The sequence below is a fragment of the Pseudomonas oplopanacis genome (assembly GCF_057128725.1).
Map to the genome: position 1 here is coordinate 266,675 of NZ_JBSKHV010000008.1, position 22,379 is coordinate 289,053.

Genomic DNA, 22,379 nt, shown 5'->3' on the forward strand with positions numbered 1-22,379 from the left:
GAGTGTTTCTCCTGATTGAATTCTGGAAAGTTAAAAGCGCGTATTTTTGAGAAACTCAGCCAGACGCGGTGATTGCGGGCGCTCGAACAGCTCCTTGGGTGGCCCCTGCTCTTCGATACGCCCCTGATTCATGAAGACGATCTTGTCCGAGACTTCGAACGCAAAACGCATTTCGTGGGTGACCAGCAACATGGTCATGCCTTCGTCGGCCAGGCCCTTGATCACGTTCAGCACTTCGCCGACCAGTTCCGGGTCGAGAGCCGAGGTGACTTCGTCGAACAGCATCAGGCTCGGGTTCATCGCAATCGCCCGGGCAATCGCCACGCGCTGTTGCTGACCGCCGGACAACTGGCCGGGATAGTGATCACGGCGTTCCAGCAAGCCGACGCGCTCCAGCCATTTTTCCGCCAGCGCGACGGCCTCGTCCTTGTGCAGTTTTTTCACCTTGAGCAAACCCAGGGTGACGTTCTGCAACGCCGTAAGGTGCGGGAACAGGTTGAACTGCTGGAACGCCATGCCGGTCATTGCACGGTGTCGGGCGATGACTTTTTCCGCATGGCGCACGCGCTTGCCGTTGACCTCGTCATACCCGATGGACTCGCCGTCGAGCATGATCTGCCCGCCCTGGAATTCTTCGAGCATGTTCACGCAGCGCAGCAGCGTGGTCTTGCCCGAGCCGCTGGAGCCGATCAGCGTGACGACGTTGCCGCGCTGCATGGTCAGGTCGACGCCCTTGAGCACTTCGAGCTGACCGTACTTTTTGTGCAACCCGCGAATGTCCAGCAGGGGCTGATCGTCTTGAGCTGCTTTTACGTTAGAGAGCGAAGGTTGAGTCATGGCAAGGCCACCCGCTTTTCAATGTGCCGGCCGAGTAATTCGATGGCGTAGTTGATGACGAAAAACAGAAATCCGGCGAACAGGTAAAACTCCAGGGTCATGAAAGTCCGCGCGATAATCTGCTGTGTACTGAGCAGCAATTCCGCCACGCCGATCACCGACAACAGCGTCGAGGCCTTGACGATCTCGGTCGACGAGTTGACCCAGGTCGGCAGGATCTGCCGCAACGCCTGAGGCAACAGCACGTAACCGAGGGATTGGAAAAACGTCAGGCCAATCGCCTTGCTCGCTTCCATTTGTCCACTGGGCAATGCTTGCAACGCACCGCGTACGATCTCGGCGACGTGAGAGCCGCAAAACAGCGTCAGCCCCAAGGCACCGGCCTGAAACGCACTGATCTGCCAACCCAGTGCCGGCGCCATATAGAAGCAGGCCAGCACCAACACAAACACCGGCGTGCCGCGAATCAGGTCGACGTAGAAGCGGAACGGCGCGCGCATCCAGAACTTGCCGTAGGTCAGCACCAGACCGGCGACGATGCCGACCATCGTGCCCAGCAAAATCGCCAGCGCCGACACCTGCACACTGGTCAGGAAGCCTTGCCACAACACTTCGCGGGCAACCCATAACTCATGCAACCAACTAGGGGATTCGTACATGGGGGCTCCTATCGGCGGATCGCCAGACGCTGCTCGAGGTAACGCAGCATCATGGCAATGAGGTAACAGGCCGCCACATAGAGCGCCGTGGTCACCAGCCAGGTTTCAATCACCCGGTAGCTCTCGACATTGATCTTGCGCGCGTAATAGGTCAGCTCCGGCACCGCAATCGCAGCGGCCAGCGAAGTGTCCTTGAACAGCGAAATGAAGTTGTTCGACAAGGCCGGCAGTACATTGCGCAACATCACCGGCACGGTGACGTACGCCTTGACCTGCCACTCGCCGAGACCGATAGCGAGTCCGGCTTCACGCTGACCCTTGGGAATGCTCAACAAGCCGCCACGGAACACCTCGGTCAGATACGCCCCGGCGTACAGCGACAGCGTAATGATGAACGACGGGATCTTGTCCAGACGGATGCCGAGGCTCGGCAAGGCAAAGTAGATCAACAGAATCAACACCAGAATCGGCGTATTGCGGATCACCGTCACATACACCGACGCCAGCACCCGCAATGCGCGGTGCTTGGACAGCAAAGCAAACGCCATCATCAGGCCGATCACGCAACCGATGGCGATCGACACCAGCGCCAGCTCAAGACCCAGGCCGAGCCCCGCCAGCAAGGTGTCGAAATCGCGCCACACGGCGGCAAAGTTCAACTGATAGTTCATGGTCAGCAGTACCTTGAGCGGGGCGCGTTATGGGCGCCCCGCTCTCACGGGATCATTTGAATTCGACAGGGAAACCAATCGCAGGAGTCGGCAGATCGACACCGAACCATTGCTTGAAGGAGGCCGCGTAAGTTGGGAACTCAACGCCGGTCATGGCTTCATGCAGGGTGGTGTTGACGAAGTTCAGCCAGTCCTGATCGCCGCGTTTAACCGCGCAAGCGTAGGTTTGCGGGCTCCAGGCGTAAGTCGGGCTGCGATAACGGCCAGGGTTCTGCACCATCAGGTATTTCACCGAAGACTGATCGGTGGCGGCGGCATCGGCACGGCCGGAGTTAACGGCCTGGTACATCAGGTCCACGCTGTCGTATTGATCGACCTTGGCCTTGGGCAGCGCCTGATGCACCAGCTCTTCGGCGTATACGTTCTGCAAGACCGCCACGGTCACGCTGTCGTTGGCAGCCTTGAGGTCTTCGATTTCCTTGTACTTGCTGTTGGCCGGCAGCAGCAGGCCGACGCCTTCGCGGTAGTACGGCAGGGTGAACGCCACTTGTTGCGCACGACTGGCGGTCACGGTGATGAACTGGCAACTGATGTCGACTTTGTCAGTCAGCAAGTTGGGAATCCGCGCGTCGGACGACTGCACCACAAACTCGACTTTGGTCGGATCGTTGAACAACCCCTTGGCAATCATCCGCCCGATATCGATATCGAACCCCTGCAACTTGCCATCCGCTCCCTGGAAGTGCCACGGCGCATTGGTACTGCCCGTGCCCACAATCAATTTCCCGCGGGCCAGCACGCTATCGAGCTTGCTGTCCGCCGCCTGGGCCACGCCCATGGCAGCGGCGGTAGCCGCGAGAACAAAAACACACGCTTTTAACAAGGAAGGTCGGCGATGCATGGCAAGCACTCCAGGATGATGTTTATTCCGCTATACCGGACGTAGGTATGTAACAACGGAATAGACAGCAGAAAGTGTGCCACAGGTTGTGGAGCAAATGTTGGGGAGAGTGAAAAACGATTTGAATCAACGGGATGGGAAAAACGCTGAGGGATCTGTTACCAAACGCACGCGGTGGGAAGCGCTACCGTTGGCTACAGCGTGCGGGTATGTGGTTCACAGTGGGGAATTTAACGAGTTAAATCGGTGCGAGAGCACCATTGGGGAAATAGTAGCGAATTGACTTAGAACCATCACATCAGCGTGCAGCGGCGTCCCTGTAAACATCACCGCGTTCTCTTTTTCCTACGGCTATTACTGTTACTACCAGTACTTCATCAATCACGCGATAGACCATTCGATATCCGGCACTCTGCAGCTTGATTTTGTAAGCATTCCCAAGCCCGCTCAGCCTGTCTGCAGGGACATGCGGGTCTGCAAGCCGCTCCTGAAGTTTCTTTTTGAACTGATCCCTCAGGGTTGCTCCAAGCTTCTTCCATTCCTTCCAGGCTTTTTCGGAGAACTCCAACTCATAGGTCATCAATCGAAACCTTTATCGTCGGGTCGTTTTCCCGCTCTTTACAAAGGGCAATCAGTTCCAGGTCTTCCATACGATTCATCAGCGCTTCGTATTCTTTGGCAGGGACGCAATAGAAGGCCGGCTCGTTACGGTTCAGAATTGCCACAGGCAGGCCTCCACCGGCAGCGACAGTCCCCATTGGGTTTTTCTTCAGTTCAGAGATGCTGGCTACCACCTGCGAAAGTACGATATGTGTCATGAACTCGTTCCTCAGAGTGCTTTTAGACGTGCTAAAAATAGCACTCCAAAGCGTATCTGCCTCCAACTTTTCGGCATACAGGCCATGTTCCTCCTGAGCTGTGTGCTGCCTATGATTTTTAGCACTGAGTGTGTGCTCCAGGTTTTCGCTCATCGATTTCAGCCCATCCCTTTTCAGCTCCATACCCATCGACATTGACGGACTGATAAAAAAGTAACACGCAACTCACTTCCGGATTTCCGTACTTCCTGTCAGTTTGATCTTGCGATTCAGTAGGCCGGATCGTTTACGGCGTAGGAGAAGGCGACCTGTAATTTCTGACAGTAGACCCGCCCTGCTCCCTCCTTTAACGTCGACAAACCTCGACGGTCGTTGTGAAAAGGAGATTTCAATGGGCTCGACAAACCACCTGGCATCGCTGGCCCCGGTCTACCGCAAGGCGCTGAAAACCTGGCGTCCGGTGATCTGGCTTTTCACCAATGAACACTGCCCGGCCTGTGAATGGGCAGAACCGATCTTTCGTGAAGTTGCCCAGCGCTATCGTCATCACGCGAACATCTATGTGTTGAGCACCAGCGAATCACCGCGGCACCCGAATGTTACCGGTACGCCGACTGTGCTGTTCTTCAAGGACGGGAGACTGTTGAAGAAGCTCAAGGGCATTGGCTCTCAGGAGACTCTGGAGGAGGATTTCGCCAGCCACGTCGGCAGGCTGAGGCCGCAATATGTGCCGCGTAAACCGAGTCACGATGTGGCGTGGTTGCGCCAGACGTTACGCGGGTTGTGTACGGTGCCTCGGGCGTTTGAGCGGTTGAATTGTCGTAGCGGGTGTTAGGGCTTGGGAGTGTTGGTGTCTGGCAAGACGCTATCGCGAGCAGGCTCACTCCTACAGATCCAGCTAGCTCGCTATGCTTTTGGTTTCAGGGATTTTTGATCTGCTCGATGTACCGCGCCACCGCCGCCGACTTTTCAAAGCGTCGATAAATCAGTGACAGCCACGACGTCGCCGCACAGCCCTTGATCGTGCGATACAGCACGCCGGGCAAACCCACATGCCCGACCACCGACTCCGGCACCACCGCCACGCCCTGCCCCAGCGACACCAACGCAATCACCGCCACCAACCCGCCCGGTTGCGCGCCTAATGTCGGGGAGAATCCCCCGGCAGCGGCCACTTGCAACGTGCCGCTGATTTGCTCCGGCAGGATGAAGGTCTCGTCTTGCAAATGCTGCGGTCCAATGTCCGGCAAACGGCACAGCCAGGACTCGGTCGGCAGCGCCAGGACGAAGCCCTCTTCGTCGAGGCGAATGGCTTCGAGTCCTTCGGGCAACGTCATCGGCGAACGGACGTAACCCACGTCGAATCGTCCATCGAGCACCATGGCCGGCAACGTGGCCATGGGACTTTCCCGCACATTCAGGCTCACGTCGGGGCATTCGCGGCTGAAGGCGTGTACCTGTTTTTGCAGCAAACCAGAGAACACTGCCGAGGCCACATACCCCAACTCGATGTGGCCAATATCGCCACGTCCCGCCCGTTGCGCATTGCGCTGAGCAAACTCGAATTGGCGCACCGTCGCCTCGGCTTCGATCAGCAGCGCAGCCCCCGCCTCGGTCAGCTTCACATCACGCTGCTGGCGCAGGAACAATCGAGTGCCCAGTTCGCTTTCCATGTCCTGGATCTGCCGGCTCAGGGTCGGCGGCGCGATGCCCAATTGTTCGGCGGCCCGGGTGAAATTGCGCTGCCGGGCAACGGCCAGAAAATAGCGAAAATGGCGAATATCCATTGATGCGTTAGCTCAAAGGTAATGAGATGGCGACTCGTGCCTAATAAAACAGGCGCTGTCCGACGATAAGCTGCTCGGACCTTCACCGTAAAGAGTTGCCGCCATGTCCGCCATACCCAAGGTGAGCCCGCGCCTTACATTACTCACAGCCTCAGGCGTTTGCTCGCTGATCGTGCTCGACACCAACATCGTCGCGGTCACCCTCCCGACCATCGCGCGGGACCTGGGCGCCAACTTTGCCGACATCGAGTGGGTGGTCAGTGCCTACATGCTGGCGTTCGCTGCCCTGCTGCTGCCAGCGGGAAGCATTGCCGACCGCTTTGGCCGGCAGAAAACCCTGCTCTGGGGTCTGGGTATCTTCATCCTCGCCTCCCTCGGTTGCGGTGCGGCGCCCAACGCGTTGTTCCTCGACATTGCACGGGCGATCAAGGGCGTGGGCGCGGCGTTGTTGCTGACCTCGGCCCTGGCCTCCATCGGCCACACCTTTCACGATGAGGTCGAACGGGCCAAGGCCTGGGCGTTCTGGGGCGCGTGCATGGGCGTGGCGATGACCGCCGCGCCGACGGTCGGTGGGCTGATCACCGAATACATCGGCTGGCGCTGGATTTTCTACCTCAACCTGCCGGTGGGATTGTTCTTGATGTTCATGGTCTGGCGCGCCGTGCCGGAATCCCGGGACGCCCAGTCCGCGCGCCTCGACCCCTGGGGCAGCCTGGCATTCAGTGCGAGTTTGCTGTGCCTGATCTGGGGCTTGATCGAGGCGAACCGCATCGGCTGGAGCAACCCGGTCACCTACGCCCGGCTCGTTGGCGGCGCGGTGTTGTTGGGGCTGTTCGTGGTGATTGAGCGGATGCAGCAGCGGCCGATGGTCGACCTGCAATTGTTCAAACATCCGCGCTTTATCGGCGCGCTGCTTGGTATGTTCGCCTACGCCGGTTGCGCTCAAGTGATGATGACCTTGCTGCCGTTTTATCTGCAAAACGGCCTTGGCTTTTCGGCCATCGCGTCAGGGCTCGGGATGTTGCCGTTTGCATTGACCATGCTGATTTGCCCACGCATCGGCGCGCGGCTGGCCGGACGGTTTTCGCCAGCCGCGTTGATGGCGGGCGGATTGACCCTCGTCGGCAGCGGCAACTTGCTCAGTGCCTGGGCCGTCAGCAGTGGCGGTTACCTGTCCTTTGCCCTGGCGATTGCTGTGACGGGTGCCGGCGCCGGACTGCTCAATGGCGACACGCAAAAGAACATCATGGCCTGCGTGCCCCGCGAGCGCACCGGCATGGCCTCGGGCATGAGCACGACCATGCGTTTCAGCGCCATCGTGTTGGCCATCGGTGTCTATGGTGCGTTGCTCTCCAGTCATACCGAACTGTTGTTGCGCAGCACTCTATCGACTCAGGGCACGGCATGGCTCGGCCAGACACAAGGCATCGCTTCGCGGGTGGTGGCGGGCGACATGACCGCGGCGCTGAATCTGCTCCCGGAAACCGCAAGACCGTTGATCGAGCCTTTGGCTCGCCAGGCCTTTGTCGGCGGTTTCAGTCTGTTGCTCTGCGTCGCAGGTTTACTGGCCTTGGCGGGGGCGCTGGTGGTGGGCACATTGATGCGCCATCCGGTCCCGTCGCCAAAAAACTTTGCCCTGGGCCTGGAATAAACCCTGACGGGGCTCGTCGTACTGCCACTGAAATCGTTCAGTAGCCACTACGAGAGCCCCGCCATGAAAAGTCTCCTGTCCGCGCTGTTTCTGATTGCCCTGAGCGGCACTGCGGCCGCCGCGTCTGCCGCCACCGCCAGCCCCTCGAACGTCGAGGACTACCGCTATTCGAAACCGCTGAACATTGCCAAGGTCGTCAACATCACCAGCGGCGATTATTGCGGCATCGGCCCACGGGAGCTGACTTACGTCGACACGATGGGCGCCACCCACGTTCTGCGCTACCAGGCGTTCGGTGATTCGTGCATCGATCAGAACTGATGCTTGAGCGACGCCATCACCCGCTCGGCATTCGCCTCACAGGCTATCCCGTCAGGTCGCGCCTGGATGCCTTCGACCACCACCAGCAACTTCGCCTTGCTCTGGGCCAGGTGAAGTTGCATTTGTTCGATCTGCTCGATCTTTCGCACCAGCCCCGCCACCAGCTCTTCGCGCTTGAACTCGCCTGTCACCGTGTCCGGTAGCAGCTGCTTCAGCTCTTCGAGGCTGAACCCGGCCTGCTGCGCGCATTGAATGATCATCAGTGTTTGCAGGACTTGTGCGGGATAGCGCCGGTAGCCGTTGGCCGAACGCTCTACCTGACGAATCAACCCCTGAGACTCGTAGAACCGAATGCGCGATGCATTCAACCCGCTCAACTGCGCCAATTCACCAATCTTCATCTCGGCCTCATTTGCCTGCTTGACATTAAAGTTAACTTTAAGCTTAGCCTCTGCTCTTTCCTGATGAGGAGTCAAGCATGTCGCCCTTCCAAGCGTTGAATCTGCCCAACGGCCAGACCGTCGGCAATCGTATTGCCAAAGCCGCCATGGAAGAAAATCTCGCCGACACCGGGCAAGCACCGTCAGGCGCGTTGTTTCAGCTGTATCAGGCCTGGGCCGAGGGCGAAGCGGGCCTGTTGCTGACCGGCAATGTGATGATCGACCGCCGCGCCATGACCGGCCCCGGTGGCGTCGTATTGGAGGACGAACGCGACCTCGAACGCTTTCGTCAGTGGGCAACCATCGGCCGATCGGGTGGTGCGCAGTTCTGGATGCAGCTCAATCATCCCGGCCGCCAGACCATGGCCAATCTCGGCCAGCAAGCCTGGGCACCGTCCGCCGTGGCGTTGGACCTGGGGGCGTTTTCGAAAATGTTCGCTGAGCCGAAGCCGATGTCCGAGACCGATATCGCCGAGGTGATCGCCCGCTTCGCCACCAGCGCGGCCCTCGCCGAAAAGGCCGGGTTCACTGGCGTACAGATTCATGCGGCGCACGGTTACCTGATCAGCCAGTTCCTCTCGCCATTGACCAATCGCCGCACCGACGGTTGGGGCGGATCACTGGAGAACCGCGCACGCTTGCTGCTGGAAGTGGTCAGCGCCGTTCGCCGCGTAGTCTCGCCACAGTTTTGCGTGGCAGTGAAACTCAACTCCGCCGACTTCCAGCGTGGCGGCTTTGACGCCGACGATGCCCGCCAGGTCATTCTGTGGCTCAACGAGCAACACATCGATCTGCTGGAGCTCTCTGGCGGCAGCTACGAAGCCCCGGCCATGCAAGGCGAAGCCCGCGACGGCCGGACCTTGGCCCGCGAAGCCTACTTCCTGGAAATGGCCGGTGAACTGGCCAGCGTGGCGAGCATGCCGGTGATGGTGACCGGCGGCATTCGGCGCCTGGCGATCGTGGAGCAGGTGCTCGACAGCGGCATCGCCATGGCCGGCATCGGCACGGCGCTGGCGGTTGAACCGCAATTGGTCAAACACTGGCGCGAAGGCCGTAACAGCCACCCGCAACTGCCGCCGATCCTGTGGAAACGCAAACCGCTGGCCGCACTGGCGAGCATGGCGGTGGTGAAGTTTCAGCTGCATCGATTGAGTCGCGGGCGCCAGCCTCGGCCGCAGGTGTCAGCGGTGTGGGCGTTGATTCTTGACCGGTTGTACATTGGCCGGCGTACGCGGCAGTACCGTCAAGCGATGGGCAAATAGATTTAGACCGAGTCGCGCCCTTCGCGAGCAGGCTCGCTCCCACAGTGGATCTTCAGTGTTCACAACACCTGTGGGAGCGAGCCTGCTCGCGAAGGGGCCAGCACAGGCAACCAATAATTCAACCAGGAATCAGCTCATCAATGTGCCGATAATCCACTCGTAATTCTGCCGCCATCTGCTTCGCCCGCCCCAGCCGGATCGGCCCGCGCTCGATATCAATCAGCAGGCCGGGACATTCCAGCGCAGGCAATAGCGACCACTCCTTCAACCGCCCATCGGTCAGCAACAACACACGCTGCTGCTCCGCCGGGAAGCGCTTCTTGCGCGTCGCCAACCAACGCCCCGCCTCACCCAGCGCCGCCAACACTGGCGTGCCACCGCTTGCGCCCAACCCATCCAGCCAGGTGCGTAATCCGCTGGATGCTTTCAAACCTTGCACCTGCCATTTCGGCACATTGCCGCTGGCCGTCAACAATGCCAACCGCGCGCGCTGGCGGTACGCATCGTCAAACAACTGCGCCAGTAAACCCTTGGCATCGCTCAATGCCTGATGACGCCGCGTCGAGGCCGAGGCATCGACAATCACCAGCCACAGCTCATGGGCGCTTCGAGTTCGCAGGTGAAACAGCACATCGCTGCGCTGACACGGCCGACCATTGAGCAAGGTACCGGGCCAGTTGATCGAGCCGCTGCGTGCGGCATGGCGTTTGCCCTGTTTGCCATTATCCAGCCGTCCTGCGCGGGGTCTGGCATTCGCCCCCGCGTCAGATCGAGGGCGAATGCCTAGGGCTTTTTTGGCCAGCTCGGCACTTCACGACGGGCGCCAACCGGCAGCGCCTGGGCGGGCATTTCACCCCATTGGCCCTGGCCTTCGCTCGGAGTGGAATGTTGCGGGGATGGCGCCTGGCTGTGCTGCGGCGCTGGCGGTGATTGCTCGCGGCGACGATGGCGCAAGGCGAATTCAGCGACGGCGTCGATATCGTCCTCAGTGATCGCGTTCGCACCGCGCCATGCCGCATGGGCGCGAGCGGCGCGCAGCCAGACCAGGTCAGCACGCAAGCCATCGACGCCGGCGGCAAAGCAGCGCTCGGTGATCAGCGCCAACGCTTGATCGTCGAGAGGGATGCTCGCCAGCACGCTACGGGCCTTCTCGCACTGTTCGCGCAGCGCCTGTTGCTGGAGTTCCCACTGTGCGCAAAAGCGCTGCGGATCGCTGTCGAAGTCCAGCCGCCGACGGATGATCTGGCCCCGTTCGGTCGGTGCGGTGTGACCGCTGAGGGCGACGTTCAGGCCAAAGCGGTCGAGCAGTTGCGGACGCAGCTCGCCCTCTTCCGGGTTCATGGTGCCGATCAGCACAAACTTCGCCGAATGCCGATGGGAAATGCCGTCGCGTTCGATCAGGTTGGTGCCGCTGGCGGCGACGTCGAGCAACAGGTCGACGAGGTGATCGGGCAACAGGTTGACTTCGTCGACGTAGAGCACGCCACCGTCGGCCTTGGCCAGTACACCGGGGGAAAATTGCGCACGGCCGTCGCTCAGAGCAGCGTCGAGGTCGAGGGTGCCGACCAGTCGTTCTTCGGTGGCGCCCAGCGGCAAGGTGACGAATTGACCGCTGGCCAGCAGGTCCGCGAGGCCCCGGGCCAGGGTGGATTTGGCCATGCCGCGCGGGCCCTCAATCAGCACACCGCCGATTTTCGGGTCGATGGCGGTCAGGTACAGGGCGAGCTTCAAGTCGTCGGCGCCGACCACGGCGGATAAGGGGAAATGCGGGGTGTCGGTCATTGTTAAATCTCGGTCATGGTCGGTGGCAGGCAACGTTTAACCTGTGGGAGCGAGCCTGCTCGCGAAGAGGCCATCACATTCAACATCATCGTTAGCTGAAAAATCGCCTTCGCGAGCAGGCTCGCTCCCACAGGGATTTGAGGTGCATCAGATGTCTTCTTCTATATCCAGCAGCAGGTTTTCGAGGGCCTCACGGTATTCGCCCGGCTCCTTCCACATCCCCCGCTGCTGCGCTTCCAGCATCCGTTCGGTCATGTCACGCAAGGCGTGCGGATTGTGCTCGCGAACAAACTTACGCGTCGCCGGGTCGAGCAAATAAGCGTCGGCCAGCAACGCGTACTGGTGATCGTCAATCAACTGCGTCGTAGCATCGAAGGCAAACAGGTTATCGACCGTCGCTGCCAGTTCAAACGCGCCTTTGTAGCCGTGACGCTTTACCCCCTCGATCCACTTTGGATTTGCCGCCCGGGAGCGGATCACCCGGTTCAACTCTTCTTTCAAAGTGCGAATCTTCGGCAAATCCGGCTGACTGTGATCGCCGTGGTAACTGGCCGCTGCTGCACCGCTGAGGCTTTCCACCGCAGCAAGCATGCCGCCCTGGAACTGGTAATAGTCGTTGGAATCGAGCAAGTCGTGTTCGCGGTTGTCCTGGTTTTGCAGCACCGCTTGCACCTGGCTCAGGCGCTGGGCGAATTGTTCGCGGGCGGCGGTGCCTTCGTCGGAACCGCCGTAAGCATAGCCGCCCCAATTCAGGTAAACCTCGGCCAGGTCATCACGGCTTTGCCACAGGCGCCCGTCGATGGCGCCCTGCACACCGGCGCCATAGGCACCGGGTTTGGCACCAAAAATTCGCCAGCCGGCCTGGCGATTTGCAGCGTCTTCATCCAGACCCGATTGCATCAGCGCTTCACGCTCGGCGCGCACTTTGGCGGCCAGGGGGTTGAGGTCGTCGGGTTCATCCAGCGCCGCGACCGCTTGCACCGCTGCGTCGAACAGACGGATCAGGTTGGCGAAGGCATCGCGGAAAAACCCGGAAACGCGCAAGGTCACGTCCACACGCGGACGGTCGAGCAGGCTCAGCGGCAGGATTTCGAAATCGTCGACCCGTTGACTGCCCGTTGCCCAGACCGGACGCACGCCCATCAGCGCCATGGCTTGGGCGATGTCGTCGCCGCCGGTGCGCATCGTTGCGGTGCCCCAGACGGACAGGCCGAGCTGGCGCAGGTGATCGCCGTGGTCTTGCAGGTGCCGTTCGAGGATCAGGTTGGCGGACTGGAAGCCGATGCGCCACGCGGTGGTGGTGGGCAGGTTGCGCACGTCCACCGAATAGAAGTTGCGCCCGGTGGGCAGCACGTCCAGGCGACCGCGACTGGGTGCGCCGCTCGGGCCGGCGGGGACGAAGCGGCCGTTCAAGGCGTCGAGCAGGCCGCGCATTTCGGCGGGGCCGCAGGCGTCGAGGCGTGGGGCGACGACTTCGTGCAGGCTGTCGAGGATGGCATGCACTTCGGTCCAGCGCGCCCCCTGTGGGAGGGTGCCTTTGTGGCGAGGGGGTTCTGGTTCGTTCAACAAAGTGTGGGTGATGAGTTGAGCGGCAAACAATTCCAGGCGTTCACGGGTATCACCGGCGGTTCGCCAGACTTCGTCACTGACAGTTTGCAATTCCATCGGACGCGGACCGCTCCAGGGATCAGCAAGCGCGCAATCCAGCGGATCGAACCCCAACTCAAACGCCTTCGCCAACGCCCGCAGCAAACTCGATTGCGCGCCACGCCCATCGCCACGGGGAATCCGCAGCAACGCCAGCAAGGTGTCGATGCGCAATCGCCCTGTCGGTGATTCGCCAAAGATGTGCAGGCCATCGCGAATCTGCGATTCCTTCAAGTCGCACAAATACGTGTCCAGGCGCGGCAGCCAGATCGCCGCATCGGCATCGCTGTCGAGTTTTTCGTCCAGTTGCAGTTCGCGATCGATGTGCGTATCACGCACCAGTTGCAGGATGTCGCGCTGCAATTCCCGGGCGCGGCGCGGATCGAGCAGTTGCGCTTCGTAATACTCGTCGGCCAGCAGCTCAAGGTTGCGCAGCGGCCCGTAGGTCTCAGCACGGGTCAGCGGCGGCATCAGGTGGTCGATGATCACCGCTTGGGTGCGGCGCTTGGCCTGCGCGCCCTCGCCCGGATCGTTGACGATAAACGGATAGATGTTCGGTAGCGGCCCGAGCAGCGCATCCGGCCAGCAGCTTTCCGAAAGCCCTACGCCTTTGCCCGGCAGCCATTCAAGGTTGCCGTGTTTGCCGACGTGGATCACGCCGTGGGCGCCGTAGGTGTTGCGCAGCCAGAAGTAGAACGCCAGATAGCCGTGAGGCGGCACCAGGTCCGGGTCGTGATAGACCGCACTCGGGTCCACCTGATAACCGCGTGCCGGTTGAATGCCGACGAAGGTCAGGCCGAAGCGCAGACCGGCAATCATCATCCGTTCGCCACGGTACATCGGGTCGTTTTCGGGTGGGCCCCAGCGTTCCAGCACGGCCTGACGATTGGCCTCGGGCAAGGCGTCGAACATGCGCTGGTATTCGTCCAGCGCGAGGCTTTGATGACACGGACGCTGGTCGAGGGTGTCGAGGTCGTTGCTGACGCCGCCGAGCAATTGCTGAATCAACGCGGTGCCGCTGCCCGGTAACTCGGCCGGCAACGGATAACCTTCTTGATGCAGCGCACGCAGGATGTTCAACGCAGCGGCCGGCGTGTCGAGGCCGACACCATTACCGATCCGCCCATCACGGGTCGGGTAGTTGGCAAGAATCAGGGCGATGCGCTTTTCGCGGTTCGGCACCCGCGCCAGATCAATCCAGCGTCGCGCCAGCTCAGCGACGAAGTCCATGCGTTCCGGTTGCGGTCGATAACACACCACGTCCGACTGACTGCGCTCGCTGCGCCACGCCAGGTCCTTGAAGCTGATCGGGCGGCTGATGATCCGGCCGTCCAGCTCCGGCAACGCGATGTGCATGGCCAGGTCGCGCGGGCCGAGGCCCTGCTCGCTGGCGCGCCAGCCGGGTTCGTTGTCCTGGGCGCAAATCGCCTGGATCACCGGAATGTTGCGGCGAAACGGTCGCAAATGCGGCGCTTCGGGGCTGGACTGGGCGAAACCGGTGGTGTTCAGAATCACCCCCGCCTCGACTTCATCCAGCCAATCCTCGACCACCGTCAGGCAGCCGGGCTCTTTCAAACTGGCCACGGCAATCGGCAAAGGGTTTAACCCGGCCGCTTGCAAACGCTGGCAGAAAACATCAATGAAAGCGGTATTGGCCGCCTGCAAATGCGAGCGGTAAAACAGCACCGCTGCCACCGGTTGATCAGCTTGCCAGTCGGCTTGCCAATCGCTCAGTTCGGCGGGGCTTTTTTGTGGGTGGTAAATCGCTGTGCGCGGCAGGACTTGCGGCTCGGCCCAGGCGTAATCGCGGCCCAGCCAGCGAGTGGCAAGGCAACGGAAAAAGTCCAGGGCATTGCTCATGCCGCCCTGACGCAAAAACTGCCAGAGCCGATCACGGTCGCAGGCCTCGACGGTGCTGAGGTCGCTGAGTTCCGGGTCCGGACGATCATCGCCCGGCACCAGAATCAGCTGCACGCCACGCTCGGACAATTGCACCAGCCGCTCGACGCCATAACGCCAATAGGCGATACCGCCGTGCAGCGAGATCAGGATCACCTTGGCGTGGCGCAGCACTTCATCGACATACAAATCGACCGAGGCGTGATTCTGCACCTGCATCGGGTTGGCCAGGCGCACGCTCGGGTAGTCGTCGGGCAGTTGCTGCGCGGCTTCGGCGAGCAGCGCCAGGCTGGAATCACCACTGCACAGGATCACCAGCTCGGCGGGGGTTTGTCCAAGGTCGGCGATGTTGTCATCCGACACGAAACCGCCGGGCTGGGTCCTGAGCAGGTGCATGGCTTAAACGCTGAGCGCGGCGCGCAATTGCGCTTCGAGCTGCACGGCGTCCAGTTCCTGGCCGATCAACACCAGGCGCGTGGTGCGCGCTTCCTCGGCGCCCCACTGACGGTCGAAGTGCTTGTCAAAACGTGTGCCCACGCCCTGAATCAGCAAACGCATCGGCTTGTTCGGGATCGCGGCGAAACCTTTGACGCGCAGGATGCCGTGCTTGACCACCAGTTGCGTCAGGGCGTCCATGAGCAGGCTTTCGTCGGCTTGCGGCAGCTCGATGGAGATCGAGTCAAACGCGTCGTGGTCATGCTCATCGTGATGGCCGTCTTCACCTTCATGGTGATGATCGTGATGGCTGTGACGGCTGTCGATGTGTTCTTCGGAGCCAGCACCGAGGCCGATCAACACGTCCAGTGGCACGCGACCGCTGCTGGCTTCGATGACTTTCACCGCAGGCGGCAGTTCTTCGGCGACTTCAAGGCGCACGCGCGCCAGGTCTTCAGGGCTGATCAGGTCAGCCTTGTTGAGGATCACCAGGTCGGCGCTGGCCAGTTGGTCGGCAAACAGCTCGTGCAGCGGCGATTCGTGGTCCAGGTTCGGGTCGAGTTTGCGCTGGGCGTCGACTTGATCCGGGAACGCGGCGAAGGTGCCGGCGGCCACTGCCGGGCTGTCGACTACCGTGATCACTGCGTCAACGGTGCAGGCGCTGCGGATTTCCGGCCACTGGAAGGCCTGGACCAGCGGCTTTGGCAGGGCCAAGCCCGAAGTTTCGATGAGGATGTGATCGAGGTCGCCGCGACGGGCCACCAGTTCGCGCATCACCGGGAAGAATTCTTCCTGGACGGTGCAGCACAGGCAGCCGTTGGCCAGTTCGTAGACGCGACCGTTGGCTTCTTCTTCGGTGCAGCCGATGGAGCACTGCTTGAGGATTTCGCCGTCGATGCCCAGCTCGCCGAACTCGTTGACGATCACTGCGATGCGACGGCCTTGAGCGTTGTCGAGCATGTGCCGCAGCAAGGTGGTTTTGCCCGAGCCGAGGAAGCCGGTAACGATGGTGACGGGGAGTTTGGCCAGTGTTTTCATCGGATGCCCTTTGGCAAGGTGGCGGGCATACGGGACGACGACCGCTGCAACACACGCTGCGCGGAAGATTTCGCCACCGGATCACCCCGCCCGGTTGAAAGTCAGAATCTGTGTCGAGGCAGGTCTCCTGGCTGACGGCTGGCCAGTCGTTTGACTGGCGGTTTTTGCGCCTTCCCGCTCGCGCCATGGCTGGCGCATGCAGTGGCATGGCAGAAACTGAACCGTTCACAGTTGCGGGGGCAGCCGCGGCATTGACCGCGTTCCCTTCTTAGCTTCGGCAATCGCCGAAGAACCTCGAAAGCGCAAGGCTACGCATCGGGCTGGGGCGGGTCAATGTTCACATGACATTGGCGGCGCTCCCTTCGCGAGCAGGCTCGCTCCCACAGGTGACCGCGTTCCAATGTGGGAGCGAGCCTGCTCGCGATGAAGTCAACAAGGCTTCGAGTTGAGAACCCTTGCCAATTGACGCGAATCCCCCGGCCATGCTCTCCTACGCACTTTGTTACGGGTGCCCTTCACAGGGTGAAACGGGAAACCGGTGAATCATGTGCTTTACTCAAAGCCATGTCAGTCCGGTGCTGCCCCCGCAACGGTAAGCGAGCGAAGCATCAAATCCACTGTGCCAGCAGTTCGGCATGGGAAGGTGATGCTTGCAGGTCAAGGCGAAAGCCAGCGCCCCTCGTGAGCCCGGAGACCGGCCCGCAACACAAAGTGACCGTTACGATCACTGAACAACAAACCCGCGGTGGGCGGGCGCTGTTTGAACGTCTGCGTGCCCGACTCGCAGGGGTTTTCCATGCGCTCTATTCACCCGCTGACAGACCAGAGGGATGCGCCATGTCGATCATCAGCAGCACCGGCCACACAACCACCAGCACCACTTCTACCCTGACTCAACGCCTGACCGCCGCCATCTGCGCGTCGATCCTGGGCGCCAGCCTTGTGTATTTCGCCGGTTTCTCGCACATCGAAGCGGTGCACAACGCCGCGCACGATACCCGTCACAGCTCCGCGTTCCCGTGCCATTGAGAGCTGACGACATGATCAAGCGTATTGCGCAAACCGCAGGGTTCACCGGGCTGCTGGCCGCCCTGCTGCTGACCCTGCTGCAAAGCTTCTGGGTCGCACCGCTGATTCTTCAAGCGGAAACCTACGAAAAATCCGAGCCGGCGGTGGTTCAACCCCATGAACACGCCGATGGCGCCATGGCCGCACACACCCACGACGCCGAAGCCTGGGAGCCGCAAGACGGCTGGCAGCGCGTGCTGTCGACCACTGGCGGCAATCTGGTGGTGGCCGTTGGTTTCGCCCTGATGCTCGCCGGTCTCTACACCCTGCGTGCCCCCAACAGCACCGCTCAAGGTCTGCTGTGGGGTCTGGCCGGTTATGCGACGTTTGTCCTCGCACCCACCTTGGGCCTGCCGCCTGAACTGCCGGGCACCGCTGCGGCGGACCTGGCGCAACGGCAGATCTGGTGGATCGGCACCGCCGCCTCCACCGCCGTCGGTATTGCGCTGATCGTGTTCAGCCGTCATTGGCTGATGAAAGTGCTGGGCGTGGCGATTCTGGCCGTTCCACACGTGATTGGCGCACCACAACCGGAAGTGCATTCGATGCTCGCGCCGCAAGCCCTGGAAGCTCAATTCAAAATCGCTTCGCAGTTGACCAACGTGGCGTTCTGGCTGGCCTTGGGCCTGATCAGTGCCTGGTTGTTCCGCCGCAAAAGCGATGGCCAATACCACGCATGACCGATGCGAGCACAGCGCCGACGCTAGTGGTCGGCCTGGGCTGCCAGCGTGGCTGCCCCGCCAGCACGCTGCGGGCACTGTTTGATCAGGCACTGCAGGCTCATCAAATCGGGCTTCACCAAATAAAGGCACTCGCCAGCATTGACCTGAAGCGCGACGAACCTGGCCTGATCGAACTCGCAGAACAACTCGCACTGCCGTTGATGTTCTTCAACAGCGAACAATTGGCCGGATATCAAGCCAGACTCAGCCATCGTTCCGACATCGCGTTCGAGCGCACCGGCTGCTATGGCGTAGCGGAAAGTGCCGCCCTGGCACTCGCCGAACAGCTGGCTCAGGCGCCGGTAAAACTGCTGATCCCCCGACAAAAATATGCGCAAGCGACCCTGGCATTGGCCGGCGCTGCGTAAAATCCCCGATAATCGCGCATTCGATCATGAGCAATCTTCATCTGAAGCGTTGCCCAGCCTCTTTTTTCACAGGAAACGACGATGACCGTCTACTTCATTGGCGCAGGTCCCGGCGACCCGGAACTGATCACGGTCAAAGGCCAACGGCTGATTCGCAGCTGTCCGGTGATCATCTATGCCGGCTCCCTCGTGCCGGCAGCCGTGCTGGAAGGCCATCGCGCCGAACAGGTGGTCAACAGCGCCGAATTGCACCTGGAACAGATCATTGATCTGATCAAAACCGCCCACGCCAACGGCCAGGACGTGGCGCGAGTGCACTCCGGAGATCCGAGTCTGTATGGCGCGATTGGCGAGCAGATTCGCTACCTGCGTGAACTCGACATTGCGTTTGAAATCATTCCGGGTGTGACGGCGACGGCGGCGTGTGCAGCGCTTTTAGGGGCTGAGCTGACCTTGCCGGACATTTCACAGAGCGTGATTTTGACCCGCTACGCCGACAAGACCGCCATGCCTGCAGGCGAAGAATTGGGTAGCCTGGCGCAGCATGGGGCGACCATGGCGATTCATTTGGGTGTGAATCATCTGGAGAAAATCCTCGTTGAGCTGCTGCCGCATTACGGCGCGGACTGTCCGATTGCGGTGATCCACCGGGCGACATGGCCCGATCAGGATTGGGTGGTGGGGACACTTGAGGATATTGCCGGAAAGGTTGCGGCCAAGGGGTTTCGGCGCACGGCGTTGATTCTGGTGGGACGGGTGTTGGGGAGTGATCAATTCAGCGAGTCGTCGCTGTATCGCGCTGGGCATGCGCATCTCTATCGCCAATAGGGCCTCTTCGCGAGCAGGCTCGCTCCCACAGGGGGATGCGGGTGTGTTCAAAATCCGGGGACGCCACTGAACCAATGTGGGAGCGAGCCTGCTCGCGAAAGGGCCAGTGAGTTTCACCCATAAAAAAACGGCACTCACGGGTGCCGTTTTTTCATATCGCAGCGAACACCTTAGTAGTAGGCGTTTTCTTTCTGCGTGTGGTCAGTCACGTCACGAACACCCTTGAGTTCGGGAATACGCTCAAGCAACGTGCGCTCGATGCCTTCCTTCAGGGTCACGTCTGCCTGGCCGCAGCCCTGGCAACCGCCACCGAACTTCAGCACGGCGATGCCGTCTTCGACCACATCGATCAGGCTGACCTGACCGCCGTGGCTCGCCAGCCCCGGGTTGATCTCGGTTTGCAGGTAGTAATTGATGCGCTCGTTGACCGGGCTGTCGGCGTTGACCATCGGTACTTTGGCGTTTGGCGCCTTGATGGTCAGCTGACCGCCCATGCGGTCGGTGGCGTAGTCGACTACCGCGTCGTCCAGGAAGGCTTCGCTGAAGTGATCGATATAAGCGGTGAAGCTTTTGAGCCCCAACGCCGTGTCTTCAGGTTTTTCTTCGCCCGGCTTGCAGTAGGCAATGCAGGTTTCGGCGTACTGGGTGCCAGGCTGGGTGATAAAGACGCGGATGCCGATACCCGGGGTGTTCTGCTTGGAGAGCAGGTCAGCCAGGTAATCGTGGGCGGCGTCGGTAATGGTTATAGCGGTCATGGAAACTCCTCGCAGGCTTGGGCGCAGTTTACGCCAATCAACGCGCCGCACAAAGTCCTAGTATTTTTGTCGGGAAAGATTCCGACGATCCCCTGATCCCCTGTGGGAGCGAGATCGCGGTGAGTCAGAGGTTTTCGTAGCGATTCATGTCCAGCACGCCCTCTTCCACCGGGTCGGTCTCGTGGACGTAGCGGCTGAGGTCGTGGAAATAGAACCAGAATTGCGGATGACTGCGACGAATTCCCCAGCGTTCGACGATTTTCTCAAAGCTGTCGGTGTCCCTGGCGTTTTCCATCGCATCAACGAAGGCCGGCACTTGGTCGGCCGGGATGTTGAACATGAAATTCGGGTAACTGCTGAGTACGCCCGGGAAAATCGTCAGCGTGTCGAGCCCCGGCTGGTAGCGCAGCGACTCACCCAGCAGGAACGCCACGTTGCTGTGCGCGCGGTTGCGCAGCAGGCTGTAGACCTCGCGTTTGCCGCTCGTCGTTTCGATGCGCAACATCGTCGCTTCCGGCAACTGGTCGATGACCTTCAAGCCGGCCGCCGGCCGCGATGTCAGGCTGCTCAGGGCCTGTTCGGCATTCTGCAAGTCAGGATCGATGTTCGGTCGCGAGCAATACGCGCCGTTGCAGCGGTTGATCGGGTCGGGTTTGGCATTCAGATCGCCGTAACGGGCCAGCAACTGCAGGGCGAAGTCGCGCTTGGGGTCTTTCTCGTCAAGCTTCAGCGCCGTCGGTGTGTCGTCGTCGATGGCCTCGTAATCCAGCCACATCTTGAATTTGCCGCTGTTCTGGTACCAATCGTCGAGGTAGCCATCCCGGGAATCGGCCGGCATCAGGCGCAGGAAGTTCTGCTCGGCGCCATTACGGATCAGGTCGAAGTACAGGCGGGTCTGGGCCTGATGGGAAACGTTGCCGAACACATCAAAATTGACCGCCAGTTGGTAATAGGTGCGCTCCAGCAACGGGAAGTCGAACAGCCACATGGTTTGCGGCACATCGCCGATCAGGCCCTTGTTCACCGATGCACTGTCGAAGTGGCGGAAGATGCTCAGCAGCGCGTTGTCATTCCCCGCCCACAAGGTCGACCAACTCGGCGCCGGAGCTTCGGCGTAGCTGTCCCGGCGCAGCGCTTCGTACTCGTTACGTTTGTCGCGGTAGTCATGCCACAGGCTCAAGACGCTGCCGACGTCATCGTTCTGCCCCGGCATGGCCAGCAACGGCGTGGCCTGGCCGCGGTAGTTCGGGTCGATGATATAGAGGTCGTGTTCCGGGGCCTGGAACAGCGCCCAGAAGTTGTCGCGGATCACGTCCGTGGCAATCTGGCCACGGCAGACCGGGCCACGAATAAAGGTGCGCACAAAGTATTCGGCGTTATCCAGCATGAACTGGTAGCGCGCCTGCGCCGGGATCGCCTCGAAGGTAGCGAACGGATTGGCCCGTCGTTCCGGCCCGTAGCCCGGCAAGGCGTTGACCTGCCAGTTACCGCTATAGAACAGGCTTTTGATCCGCGCCATCTTCGCCGCACTCAGCAGATAGGTGATGTGGGTTTTCTGCACAATCACCCCCTGCACCGGCCACAAGCGGTAATACACCTGGGTGCCTGGGTCATCATTCGGGCGGCGGGTGTTGATCAGGTCAATCGGCTGGCCGGTGGGCGTACGCGAGCGCACCCACTGAAAAAAGTGCCCCGGCTCGCCGTCCTTGAAGTAGATGTGCGCCAGAAACCAGTGCTCGAACAACCAGCGCGCCACCAGGCTTTGCCGGGAACCGGGTGCGTTGAGCAGGTTTTCCCATTGCACCACCTCCAGCGCTTCTTTCGCGCTCGGCATCAGCGCCTGCTCATCAATCGGCGCACCCGACGCCAACCAGCGTTGCAGTGTCTGGTATTGCTGATCGGTCAGGCCCGTGACCGCCAGCGGCATGCCCTCTTTGGGATGTGAACTGGCATAGCCGTCGAACTCCGCCGGCATGGCGCACATGTTTTCCCGGTTCAGACCGAGAACAATGTCTTCCGGCAATTTGGCATTGGGTTGCAACGGGGTTTTGTGGCCCAGCTCAAGCATCCGTGCCATCAGCGCAGCTTGGCTGCCTTGGGCATCGAGTACCGGATAGAAGCCTTTCTGTTGCCAGGCGTGCTTGCCGAATGCGTCGTAAAACAGCCGGGTCGGGGCGGCGGCAGTACTGCGGTCACCATCGTAGACCGGGACTTTCGTCGCGCCACGCGCGGCGCCTTCGCCACTGCCCAGATTGAGCTGACAGGCGGCGTCGTTGCACGCATGGCAGGCGACGCACTTTTCGGTAAAGATCGGTTGAATGTCGCGGCTGTAGGAAATCGCAGAGGAAATGGCCGGACCTTGCGCAGCGGCGCCCCAGCTTAAAAGCAGCATGAAAATGCTGGTGATGACGCGATACGACATATCCCTGGTCCCAAACATGAAAAATCGCCGCGATTCTACCGGTCAGGCACCCCCACCAACATGAACGA

General features: G+C 60.8%; 22 protein-coding genes and 2 riboswitches. Of the genes, 8 read left to right on the forward strand and 14 right to left on the reverse strand.

All coding sequences use genetic code 11. From position 1 onward, the window contains the following. Positions 1–30: 30 nt before the first annotated feature. From ACWKV5_RS18075 to ACWKV5_RS18100, 6 genes are all read right to left on the reverse strand, one after another. Entirely contained in the window at positions 31–837 is an 807-nt protein-coding gene (locus ACWKV5_RS18075; RefSeq protein WP_483842396.1) for an amino acid ABC transporter ATP-binding protein, read from the reverse strand. Beyond that, positions 834–1,496 carry an amino acid ABC transporter permease gene (locus ACWKV5_RS18080; protein ID WP_140682616.1) on the reverse strand — a complete coding sequence of 221 codons (663 nt, stop codon included), beginning with the start codon at positions 1,494–1,496 and terminating at the stop codon, positions 834–836. The genes ACWKV5_RS18075 and ACWKV5_RS18080 overlap by 4 nt, the downstream gene beginning before the upstream one ends. A gap of 8 nt (positions 1,497–1,504) precedes the next feature. Continuing rightward, a complete protein-coding gene (locus ACWKV5_RS18085; protein ID WP_008015908.1) occupies positions 1,505–2,167 on the reverse strand; it encodes an amino acid ABC transporter permease in 663 nt (220 codons plus the stop codon). Positions 2,168–2,219: 52 nt separating this feature from the next. Beyond that, entirely contained in the window at positions 2,220–3,068 is an 849-nt protein-coding gene (locus ACWKV5_RS18090) for a transporter substrate-binding protein (protein ID WP_027923780.1), read from the reverse strand. A gap of 298 nt (positions 3,069–3,366) precedes the next feature. Continuing rightward, a complete protein-coding gene (locus ACWKV5_RS18095) occupies positions 3,367–3,648 on the reverse strand; it encodes a type II toxin-antitoxin system RelE family toxin (protein ID WP_483842397.1) in 282 nt (93 codons plus the stop codon). After that, positions 3,638–3,886, reverse strand: a complete 249-nt coding sequence (locus ACWKV5_RS18100; RefSeq protein ID WP_483842440.1) for a type II toxin-antitoxin system Phd/YefM family antitoxin — start codon at positions 3,884–3,886, stop codon at positions 3,638–3,640. Before ACWKV5_RS18100 ends, ACWKV5_RS18095 begins: the two co-directional genes overlap by 11 nt. 391 nt (positions 3,887–4,277) lie before the next feature. Between ACWKV5_RS18100 and ACWKV5_RS18105 the strand changes: the two genes are divergently transcribed. Continuing rightward, positions 4,278–4,721, forward strand: a complete 444-nt coding sequence (locus tag ACWKV5_RS18105; RefSeq protein ID WP_483842398.1) for a thioredoxin family protein — start codon at positions 4,278–4,280, stop codon at positions 4,719–4,721. 85 nt (positions 4,722–4,806) lie between these two features. On the opposite strand, the gene ACWKV5_RS18110 is transcribed toward ACWKV5_RS18105, so the two are convergent. Then, entirely contained in the window at positions 4,807–5,673 is an 867-nt protein-coding gene (locus tag ACWKV5_RS18110) for a LysR family transcriptional regulator (protein WP_483842399.1), read from the reverse strand. Positions 5,674–5,785: 112 nt separating this feature from the next. Here ACWKV5_RS18110 and ACWKV5_RS18115 point away from each other — a divergent pair, with 112 nt between their 5' ends. Together ACWKV5_RS18115 and ACWKV5_RS18120 are read left to right on the forward strand one after the other, a co-directional pair. After that, complete coding sequence (locus ACWKV5_RS18115) at positions 5,786–7,324, forward strand: MFS transporter (RefSeq protein WP_483842441.1); 1,539 nt, start codon at positions 5,786–5,788, stop codon at positions 7,322–7,324. Positions 7,325–7,387: 63 nt separating this feature from the next. Further along, complete coding sequence (locus ACWKV5_RS18120; RefSeq protein ID WP_483842400.1) at positions 7,388–7,645, forward strand: DUF2790 domain-containing protein; 258 nt, start codon at positions 7,388–7,390, stop codon at positions 7,643–7,645. On the opposite strand, the gene ACWKV5_RS18125 is transcribed toward ACWKV5_RS18120, so the two are convergent. Then, positions 7,636–8,046 (reverse strand): MerR family transcriptional regulator, encoded by a 411-nt coding sequence (locus ACWKV5_RS18125; protein ID WP_483842401.1) that lies wholly within the window; start codon positions 8,044–8,046, stop codon positions 7,636–7,638. The two genes, ACWKV5_RS18120 and ACWKV5_RS18125, sit on opposite strands and share 10 nt — an antisense overlap. Before the next feature lie 77 nt (positions 8,047–8,123). Here ACWKV5_RS18125 and ACWKV5_RS18130 point away from each other — a divergent pair, with 77 nt between their 5' ends. Beyond that, positions 8,124–9,347, forward strand: a complete 1,224-nt coding sequence (locus ACWKV5_RS18130) for an NADH:flavin oxidoreductase/NADH oxidase family protein (protein ID WP_483842402.1) — start codon at positions 8,124–8,126, stop codon at positions 9,345–9,347. A gap of 118 nt (positions 9,348–9,465) precedes the next feature. Here the strand turns inward: ACWKV5_RS18130 and ACWKV5_RS18135 are convergent, their stop codons facing one another. The 4 genes from ACWKV5_RS18135 to cobW form a co-directional block, all read right to left on the reverse strand. Next, positions 9,466–10,077: a vWA domain-containing protein gene (locus tag ACWKV5_RS18135; protein WP_483842442.1), complete on the reverse strand. Its 612-nt coding sequence runs from the start codon at positions 10,075–10,077 to the stop codon at positions 9,466–9,468. A gap of 53 nt (positions 10,078–10,130) precedes the next feature. Next, positions 10,131–11,129 carry a magnesium chelatase ATPase subunit I gene (locus ACWKV5_RS18140; protein ID WP_483842403.1) on the reverse strand — a complete coding sequence of 333 codons (999 nt, stop codon included), beginning with the start codon at positions 11,127–11,129 and terminating at the stop codon, positions 10,131–10,133. A 147-nt stretch (positions 11,130–11,276) separates the two neighbouring features. Next, a complete protein-coding gene (gene cobN / locus ACWKV5_RS18145) occupies positions 11,277–15,071 on the reverse strand; it encodes a cobaltochelatase subunit CobN (RefSeq protein ID WP_483842404.1) in 3,795 nt (1,264 codons plus the stop codon). 3 nt (positions 15,072–15,074) lie between these two features. Next, positions 15,075–16,148 carry a cobalamin biosynthesis protein CobW gene (gene cobW / locus ACWKV5_RS18150; protein ID WP_483842405.1) on the reverse strand — a complete coding sequence of 358 codons (1,074 nt, stop codon included), beginning with the start codon at positions 16,146–16,148 and terminating at the stop codon, positions 15,075–15,077. Positions 16,149–16,248: 100 nt separating this feature from the next. Then, a riboswitch (cobalamin riboswitch) is annotated at positions 16,249–16,460 on the reverse strand. A 177-nt stretch (positions 16,461–16,637) separates the two neighbouring features. Then, positions 16,638–16,865: riboswitch (cobalamin riboswitch) on the forward strand. 120 nt (positions 16,866–16,985) lie between these two features. Here cobW and ACWKV5_RS18155 point away from each other — a divergent pair. The 4 genes from ACWKV5_RS18155 (at position 16,986) to cobM (ending at position 19,134) form a co-directional block, all read left to right on the forward strand. Next, on the forward strand, positions 16,986–17,177 hold the full coding sequence (locus ACWKV5_RS18155; RefSeq protein ID WP_483842406.1) for a CbtB domain-containing protein: 192 nt from the start codon (positions 16,986–16,988) through the stop codon (positions 17,175–17,177). A gap of 11 nt (positions 17,178–17,188) precedes the next feature. After that, a complete protein-coding gene (locus tag ACWKV5_RS18160) occupies positions 17,189–17,896 on the forward strand; it encodes a CbtA family protein (RefSeq protein ID WP_483842407.1) in 708 nt (235 codons plus the stop codon). Continuing rightward, the gene (locus tag ACWKV5_RS18165) at positions 17,893–18,306 is read left to right on the forward strand and encodes a cobalamin biosynthesis protein (RefSeq protein WP_483842408.1); all 414 of its coding nucleotides are present in this window, start codon (positions 17,893–17,895) and stop codon (positions 18,304–18,306) included. Before ACWKV5_RS18160 ends, ACWKV5_RS18165 begins: the two co-directional genes overlap by 4 nt. A gap of 81 nt (positions 18,307–18,387) precedes the next feature. Beyond that, complete coding sequence (gene cobM / locus ACWKV5_RS18170; RefSeq protein WP_483842409.1) at positions 18,388–19,134, forward strand: precorrin-4 C(11)-methyltransferase; 747 nt, start codon at positions 18,388–18,390, stop codon at positions 19,132–19,134. Between the two features lie 170 nt (positions 19,135–19,304). Here the strand turns inward: cobM and nfuA are convergent, their stop codons facing one another. Both nfuA and ACWKV5_RS18180 read right to left on the reverse strand, forming a co-directional pair. Continuing rightward, a complete protein-coding gene (nfuA, locus tag ACWKV5_RS18175; RefSeq protein WP_007941757.1) occupies positions 19,305–19,889 on the reverse strand; it encodes a Fe-S biogenesis protein NfuA in 585 nt (194 codons plus the stop codon). Positions 19,890–20,013: 124 nt separating this feature from the next. Further along, a complete protein-coding gene (locus tag ACWKV5_RS18180; protein ID WP_483842410.1) occupies positions 20,014–22,311 on the reverse strand; it encodes a fatty acid cis/trans isomerase in 2,298 nt (765 codons plus the stop codon). Positions 22,312–22,379: the final 68 nt, after the last annotated feature.